Consider the following 7,941-nt stretch of genomic DNA (forward strand, 5'->3'; position numbering starts at 1 on the left):
GGCGCAGGAGGTCTGTTCGGCGAGGGTGGAACTCCGCGCTCCGGGGTAGCGCATAGATAAGTGCGACCGGCACACCGAGCGGAAGCGAAGATTCGAAGCTCTGGACGGTGCTTCGAACCCCCCTCCGGGAGCGGTCCACAAGGGCCGGACGGCCCCGAAAAACGCTGTCACGTGCCCGTTCATCGATCGTTTATCGCGACACGGCAGTCTGAGTCATGTCGATCCGTCGCGTCGGGGGGCAGACGGGTCGTAGGTGAGGCCTCACCTCAGGGGTGATCAGCCCCAGTCCCCGTCCGGCGGCCATCGGGGGAGTCGCCGGGCGGGTTCTGCATCCCAGCACCAACCCCTCACGCCAAACGACTCGCACCGACCCATCGGAGTTGATCGCTATGAGCGACGAGCGGAAGCTCACGCCAGGCGTGGCCACACCGCAGGACGACCACGCCACCGGCGGGACGTTCGCGGCAGGGCAGCAGTTCGCGCCTCCGCCGGACGACCACGCCACCATCGGTGAGCCGATCGTCATGAAGGACAAGAACGCCGTGAAGAAGAAACCCCTCCCGACGGAGGACCGGGTCGCCATGGACGACCACGCCACGGGGGACAAGCCCAAAACCGGGCTCATCTGATCGGGCTCCCGGTACGGGGGGTTTCTGACCGAAGACATCGGCGGCCAGGAACCCTCCGGCCGGGGGGCCTCAGGGGGAGAGCACCGCACGGGGACGTTCCGGGGAGGAAGTACCGCAGGGAACGTACCCGGGGAAGACGCACGACGGGGGAAACGTACGGGGGACGTACGACGGGGGAGCCGTACGGGGGAACGTACGACGGGGGAAAGCACGGGGGAATGCACGACGGGGAGATCCGACGGCGGATTTCCCCGGGGGATTCAACGGGGGTCGTCCGGCGCATGAGCGGAACGGGGGGTGTCGGACGGGAAGAAAGGCGCCATCGCAACGGGGGAAAGCACAGGCAACACCACGGGGGAACAGCACGGGGGACGCACAACAACTGAAGAAGGTTTTACGGGGGAACACGCACAACAACTGAACACGGAAGCACCAACGGGGGACTGTCAGGGGCCGGCGTCGGCAGCGCGGAGGGGAAGCCGTCGACGCCGGCCCCTGCGGTCATGCGCCCATGGCGCCTAACTGCAAACAAGCGGACCGGAGTTCACACACTTCCGTCCGAACCGCGGACGCGGCCGTCCTCACCCGCTACGTTCGCTGGCATGCGCACCACCACCGCATTACACCCCCCGAATCAGAGAGGTCGGAAATGAACGCCACCAGCACGCGCACGAAGAAAGCTCTCCTCATAGCCGCCCTGGCCGCCGCCGGAGCACTGGCCACGGCCGGCCCCGCGGCCGCCGCGAGCACCGACGACCACAGCACCAAGGGCGCCCCGTCCGCCTCCGTACAGCTCGCGCACTCGCTCGGCGGCGGCGCGGCCGCCCCGGGTGACGACCACACCACGGGCGGCTCCGACGACCACACCACCGGTGGCTCCGACGACCACACCACGGGCGGCTCCGACGACCACACCACCGGTGGCTCCGACGACCACACCACGGGCGGGTCCGACGACCACACCACCCTGGTGCCCGGGCTCGGCGCCGCCGGCGCGTCCCGCTGAGGACGGCTGCTGCAGCGGCAGCGGTAGCAGCGCTGCAGCTCAGCTCGCGCCACCCAGGTCGGCCGAGAGCCAGTGCCGCGGCCGCATCCTGATCGCCACGACCGCTTCCGGGTCGGCCATGATCCTCTCGACGTGCGCCTCCACCGCCGACTCCGTCGGCAGGTAACGGGCAGCGATCTCCCTTGCCAGCTCTTTCGTCGCCGTTTCGACCGACACGAGCTCGCCCTCGACGGAGACATACCGGTACGTCGGAGACGTCTGGTCCACCAAGAGCGTGAATCGCCCGGCATCGGCAATGAGCTGTGTTTTACGGGAGGCGCGGCCGGTGACGAGTACGACCTCACCGCCCGGACGGTAGACGTACCAGACGGGCACGTTCACCGGGCCGCGCCCTTCCTCGCCGGAATCGACGGCAAGCGCCGCAACGTGCGGGCCGACCAGGAATTTCTCACGCTCTTCAACGGACAGCGGCATCGCATCCACCTCGTTCACGGTCGTGCGGATTCAGGGACCCGGGGAGAGCCCTGCTGGGTTTTCCGGATCGCATCCTGGTCTTCCGGTCCGCTCAGCGCCGCTGGCCGCGCCGCCGTTCCCCCGTTATCCGGCCGTCATTCCGCCTGCTTGCCGCAATCCGCGCTTGAGCACCTTGCCGGAGGCGTTGCGCGGCAGCACGGGAACGAACTCCACCTCCCGCGGCACCTTGTACGCGGCCATCTCGTGCCGCGCCCAGTCGATCAGCTCCTCGGCCGACACGGCCGGCCCGCCGCCCCTGCGGACCACGTAGGCCTTGCCGACCTCGCCGAGCCGCTGGTCCGGCACGCCGACGACCGCGGCCTCGGCGATGCCCGGGTGCCCGGCCAGCGTCCGCTCCACCTCCGCCGGATAGACGTTGAAGCCACCGGCCACGAACATGTCCTTGATCCGGTCCGTGATCCGCAGATTGCCCTCGCCGTCCAGCACCCCGATGTCGCCGGTGTGCAGCCAGCCGTCCACGTCGACCGTCTCCGCCGTGGCGCGCGGGTCCTCGAAATAGCCCTTCATCACCTGGTACCCGCGCACGAGGACCTCGCCCGGCCGCCCCGGCGGCAGCGCCTTCCCGTCGGCCCCCACCACCTTGACCTCGGTGTCCGGCAGGGCCCGCCCGGAGGTGGCCGCGACGACCTCCGCGCGGTCGTCGCGGCGGCACATCGTGACGACGCCGGTGGCCTCGCTCATCCCGTAGGCCGTCAGCACCGTGGGGATGCCGGCCTCGTCCCGCAGCCGCTCGACCAGCCGCGGATCGACGTCCGCCGCTCCCGTCACCACCAGCCGCAGCGAGGACAGCCCGCCGGCGGTGCAGGCCGGGTGGTCCAGCAGCGCCTGGAGGAGGGTGGGCGGACCGGGCAGCACCGTGATGCGCTCCGCCGTGAGGTGGGCCAGGACCGCGTCCACGGCGAAGACGGCCTGCGGCACCATCACCGCGCCGCGCATCAGGCAGGCGAGGACGCCGGCCTTGTAGCCGAAGGTGTGCGAGAAGGGGTTGACGATCAGATAGCGGTCCCCTCTCCGCAGCCCGGCCAGATCGCTCCAGGCCGCGAAGGTGCGCAGGCTCTGGGCATGGGTGACCACCACGCCCTTGGGCTCGCCCGTGGTGCCGGAGGTGAAGACGATGTCCGACGGCGCGCCGGGGCCGACGGCGTTCGCCCGCGCCCGTACGGCCCAGGCCGGCACCGCGTCGCCCGCCGCGAGGAACTCCTTCCACGTCCGGAAGCCGGACGGCGCGTCCTCGGCCAGCACCACGACCTCTTGCAGGTGCGGCAGCCCGGGCAGGGGAACGTCCGCGCGACGACCACGGCCCTTGCCACGCCTTCCGCCGGTGCCGCCTGCACCTCCGCCTGCATCTCCGCCTGCGTCACCGAGGCCGACGCCGGGGCCGGCCCCGGCCCCCCTCCCGGCACCGTGCGCAGCGCCTGCTGCGCGGCGCAGGGCGGCGACGTAGGAGGTGCCGAGGAACGTGCCGGTGACGAAGAGCAGCCTCGCCCGGGTGCGCGCGAGCACCTGCACCGCCTCGGCGCCCCTGAGCCGGGTGTTGACCGGGACGAGAACCGCACCGGCCGTGACGGCCCCCAGGGCGGAGACGATCCAGTCGAGCGTATTCGGCGCCCAGACGGCCACGCGGTCGCCGGTCTCGACGCCCGCCGCGAGGCAGCCGGCGGCGGCCCGCTCGATCCGGGCGGCGAGCTGCTCGTAGCCGATCCTGGTCCGGCCCTCGACCACCGCCTCGCGGTCGCCGTGGCGCGCCGCAGCCGTACGGACCAGCCGGGGTATGGACATGAACTCCAGGTCTCCGCGCATCGCGTGCCCTTCCCGCCGCCCCGGCCCGCCCACTGCTGACTGTTCGTCAGATTAGCGATAGCCTTCCGCGCTGTCAGCAGGGGCAGCAGCGGTGGCAGGGGGAGCAACCGGAGCACGAACGCGACGGAGGGGACGATGGCCGCGAGACGTACGACACCGGCAGCACCGACGGCGCACACGACCACCACGGCGCCGAGGGCGCCCCTGACACCCACTGCCCCCGACCCGTCCACGGCGCCCACGGCACCCACCGCGTCCACGGCGTCCACGGCGTCCACGGCGCTCAAGGACGCCACCGCGATCGTCGGCATAGGACAGACCCCCTTCGCCCGCCGGCTCGATGCTTCAGAAAAGACCCTGGCCTGCCGCGCGATCCTCGCCGCGCTCGACGACGCGGGCATCCCCCCTTCCCAGGTCGACGCCTTCGCCTCCTACACCATGGAGGAGACCGACGAGGTCGAGATCGCCAAGGCCGTCGGCGCGGGCGACGTGACCTTCTTCGCCAGGACCGGCTTCGGCGGCGGCGCCTCCTGCGCGACCGTCGCCCACCTCGCCACGGCGATCGCCACCGGGCAGGCGTCCGTCGGCGTGGCCTGGCGCTCCCGCAAGCGCGGCTCCGGCCCGCGCCCGTGGACCGACACCCGCAGGCAGCTGCCCACCCCGGCGCAGTGGACCCGCCCGTACGGCCTCCTGCGCCCGGTCGACGAGATCGCCATGCTCGCGCGCCGCTACATGCACGAGTACGGCGCCACCCGCGACCACTTCTTCAACGTCGCCCTGGCCTGCCGCAACCACGCCGGCCGGAACCCGGCCGCGATCATGCACGGGCGCCCGCTGACCCGGGAGACCTATATGACCTCCCGCTGGATCAGCGAGCCGCTCTGCCTCTTCGACAATTGCCTGGAGACGGACGGCGCCCTCGCCTGCGTCGTCGTCTCCGCCGACCGCGCCCGCGACTGCCGCTGCTCCCCCGTCTACGTGCACGCCGCCGCCCAGGGGCTGCCGGCCCAGCACCACGGCATGGTCAACTACTGGAACGACGACCCGCTGACCGGCCCTTCCTGGACCGCCGCCCGGCAGCTGTGGAAGACGGCCGACTTCGGCCCGGACGACGTCGACGTCGCCCAGATCTACGACGCCTTCACCCCGCTCATCCCGCTCTCCCTCGAAGGCTACGGCTTCTGCGGCCGCGGCGAGGGAGCCGCCTTCACCGAGGACGGCGCCCTCGAACTCGGCGGCAGGCTCCCGGTGAACACCGGCGGCGGCGGGCTCAGCGAGGCCTACGTCCACGGCTTCAACCTCATCACCGAAGGCGTCCGCCAGCTGCGCGGCACCTCGACCGCACAGGTGCCCGGCGCCGCGACCTGCCTGGTCACGGCGGGCGAGGGCGTGCCCACTTCGGCTCTGCTGCTGAGGAGTTGACCTCATGTCCTCCATGATGAGGGGCACCACTGACAACGGCCTGCTGGCGCCCGAGCCCGACGACGACGGCGCGCCCTTCTGGGAGTTCGCGGCCCGCGGCGAACTGCGCATGCAGTCCTGCGCCGGCTGCGGTGAGCTGCGGTTCCCGCCCCGCCCGTGCTGCCCGCACTGCGGGTCCTTCGACAGCGCATGGCGACGCATGACCGGCCGCGGCAGCATCTGGTCGTACGTCCTGCCCCACCCGCCGCTCCTGCCCGCCTACGCCGCGCGGGCCCCGTACAACGTCGTGCTCGTGGAACTGGCCGACGCCCCGCACCTGCGCATTCCCGGCAACCTCGTGGCGGCGCCCGATGCGGACATCGACTCCGTCGACCCCGCCCTCCTGTGCATCGGCGCGCCCGTGCGCGTGGCCTTCGCACGGCTCGCCGGCGGCGTCGTCGTTCCGCGGTGGCTACTGGAGGCGTCATGAACGGCGACGGCCCGAGCGACGGCCCGAGCGGCAGCGCAGCGGCCGGCGCAGAGACCCCTGTGGAGGCGGGCGGCGGCGTCCGTACGGAGGTACGCGCGGACGGCGTCGCCCTCGTCACCCTCGACCGGCCCGCACGCCACAACGCCATCGACCTGGCGGCAGCCACCGAACTCACCGCCGTCTGGCGCCGGTTCCGCTTCGACGACGACGTCCGGGCCGTCGTACTGACCGGATCCGGGGACCGGGCCTTCTGCACCGGCATCGACCGCTCCGCCACCGTCCCCCAGCCGGGCTCGCCCTACTCCCTGGACGACCCCCTGCGCACCGTCGGCCCCAAGTCGTGCGACCTGTGGAAGCCTGTCGTGGCGGCGGTCGGCGGAATGGCGTGCGGCGGGGCGTTCTACCTGCTCGGCGAGGCGGAGTTCATCGTGGCCGCCGAGAACGCCACGTTCTTCGACCCGCACACGACCTACGGCATGGTCAGCGCATACGAGGCGATCCACATGGCGCAGCGCATGCCCTTCGGCGAGGCCGCCCGCCTGGCCCTGATGGGCACCGCCGAGCGGCTCTCCGCGCGGCGGGCGTACGAGATCGGCCTGGTCTCCGAGCTGACCGCACCCGGGGGAGCCGTCGACGCCGCCCTGCGCGCCGCCGCCGTCATCGCCGCCTGCCAGCCGGAAGCGGTGCAGGGCACGGTGCGGGCCTTGTGGGCGGCGAAGGAGGCCGCGCTGGAGCGCGCGCTCTCGCTGGCCCCGCACCTGATCTCCCTCGGCAGCCTGCCGCCGGAGCGGCAGGCACGGCTCTTCGCCTCACGCGAGCGGGGCCACCGCCTGCGCTGAACCGCCGGCGCGGGAGTCACCGCCGCACGAGGGGGCCACGCGGGAATCACCATCCCCGTGAGGCGGGAAGCACCATCCCCCGTGAAGGGGAGGTCCTCACCGCCGCGAGGACATGCCCGTCCCCTTCGCCGCGTCCAGCGCGTACACGCAGCGGTCCTTGCTGCACGCGTACACCACGCCGCCCGCCACCACCGGCGAGCCCGTGATCTCCCCACCCGTGGCGAGCTTCCAGCGCAGCTGCCCGCCCGCCGCGTCCACCGTGTACAGGCAGTGGTCGGCGGAGCCGAAGTGGATGCGGCCGTCGGCGACGACGGGAGCGCCCACCACGTCGCCGCCCGCGGCGAACCGCCACTTGGGCGTGCCGGTGACCGCGTCCAGGGTGTAGAGCGCCCCTCCGCTGCCCAGGTGGACGGAGCCGGCCGCCACCAGCACCGGCTCCGTGGACTGCCGGGCTTCCGTGGCGATGCGCCAGCGGTCACGGCCGGTGGCCGCGTCCAGGGCGTAGACGGTGCCCAGGTAGTCGGCGATGTAGACGCCGCCTCCGGTGACCGCGGGGCCGGGGGCGAAGGCCGGCGGGCTGAGGAAGACGGCGGGCGCCTCGAAGCGCCAGCGCACGTCGCCGCGGGCCACGTCGATGGCGAGCACGCGCGTACCGGCGGCGACGTACACCACGCCGTCGGGGCCGTTCAGGAGCCGGACGGGCACGCCGCCGCAGGAGGCGGTGTCGCCCACGGGGTACGACCAGCGCTCGGCGCCGGTGCGGGCCTCCAGGGCACGCAGGCGGGCGTCGGCCCACACGTAGACGGTGCCGTCGTGGACGAGGGGGCCGCAGTCGGGCGTCTCGAAGTCGGTCTGGGCGCCGCCCATCTCCCACAACAGCTCGCCGTTGGCGGCTTCCCAGGCCTGGACGCCGCCGCCGCGGGTGCCCGTGACGACCGTGCCGCGGTCGGCCCGCAGGGAGTAGACCCAGCCGTCGGTGGCGAGCCGCCAGCGCTCCGAGCCGTCGGAGGCGTCGAGGGCGTAGAGGGTGGGGCCGTCGGAGGCGTGGATGCGGCCGTCGGTGACGGCCATGGCCCAGGCCACGTCCCGGGTCTTGAACTGCCGCCGCCCGGTGGCCACATCGAGGGCGTGCACCTCGAACGAGGTGACGTACAGCAGCTCGCCGGCCACCGTGGGCGTGCCCCAGACGTCGTTGGACATGCGGAACCGCCAGGGCCGCCAACGCCCCTGGTCACCGGGTGC

General features: G+C 72.7%; 8 protein-coding genes. 5 read left to right on the forward strand and 3 right to left on the reverse strand.

Going from position 1 to position 7,941, the window contains the following annotated elements:
* The first annotated feature begins 389 nt into the window (after positions 1-389).
* Both V7793_RS29020 and V7793_RS29025 read left to right on the forward strand, forming a co-directional pair.
* The gene (locus V7793_RS29020) at positions 390-629 is read left to right on the forward strand and encodes a hypothetical protein (protein WP_336011873.1); all 240 of its coding nucleotides are present in this window, start codon (positions 390-392) and stop codon (positions 627-629) included.
* A gap of 649 nt (positions 630-1,278) precedes the next feature.
* The gene (locus V7793_RS29025) at positions 1,279-1,635 is read left to right on the forward strand and encodes a hypothetical protein (protein ID WP_336011876.1); all 357 of its coding nucleotides are present in this window, start codon (positions 1,279-1,281) and stop codon (positions 1,633-1,635) included.
* A gap of 39 nt (positions 1,636-1,674) precedes the next feature.
* On the opposite strand, the gene V7793_RS29030 is transcribed toward V7793_RS29025, so the two are convergent.
* Together V7793_RS29030 and V7793_RS29035 are read right to left on the reverse strand one after the other, a co-directional pair.
* Positions 1,675-2,109, reverse strand: a complete 435-nt coding sequence (locus V7793_RS29030; RefSeq protein ID WP_256791810.1) for a pyridoxamine 5'-phosphate oxidase family protein — start codon at positions 2,107-2,109, stop codon at positions 1,675-1,677.
* A 123-nt stretch (positions 2,110-2,232) separates the two neighbouring features.
* Entirely contained in the window at positions 2,233-3,969 is a 1,737-nt protein-coding gene (locus V7793_RS29035) for an AMP-binding protein (RefSeq protein WP_336011879.1), read from the reverse strand.
* Positions 3,970-4,104: 135 nt separating this feature from the next.
* On the opposite strand from V7793_RS29035, the gene V7793_RS29040 reads away from it, so the two are divergent.
* Genes V7793_RS29040 through V7793_RS29050 form a run of 3 tightly spaced genes read left to right on the forward strand, consistent with a single transcriptional unit; the run spans position 4,105 to position 6,699 of the window.
* Entirely contained in the window at positions 4,105-5,391 is a 1,287-nt protein-coding gene (locus V7793_RS29040) for a lipid-transfer protein (RefSeq protein WP_336011883.1), read from the forward strand.
* Positions 5,392-5,395: 4 nt separating this feature from the next.
* Positions 5,396-5,860, forward strand: coding sequence for a Zn-ribbon domain-containing OB-fold protein (locus V7793_RS29045; RefSeq protein ID WP_336011885.1), 465 nt, complete (start codon positions 5,396-5,398; stop codon positions 5,858-5,860).
* Positions 5,857-6,699: an enoyl-CoA hydratase/isomerase family protein gene (locus V7793_RS29050; RefSeq protein ID WP_336011888.1), complete on the forward strand. Its 843-nt coding sequence runs from the start codon at positions 5,857-5,859 to the stop codon at positions 6,697-6,699. The genes V7793_RS29045 and V7793_RS29050 overlap by 4 nt, the downstream gene beginning before the upstream one ends.
* Before the next feature lie 96 nt (positions 6,700-6,795).
* Here the strand turns inward: V7793_RS29050 and V7793_RS29055 are convergent.
* Positions 6,796-7,941 (reverse strand): PQQ-binding-like beta-propeller repeat protein (locus V7793_RS29055; RefSeq protein WP_336011890.1); only part of this gene is annotated, 1,146 nt, incomplete at its 5' end.

Source organism: Streptomyces sp. KLMMK (assembly GCF_036961605.1).
Classification (GTDB): domain Bacteria; phylum Actinomycetota; class Actinomycetes; order Streptomycetales; family Streptomycetaceae; genus Streptomyces; species Streptomyces telluris.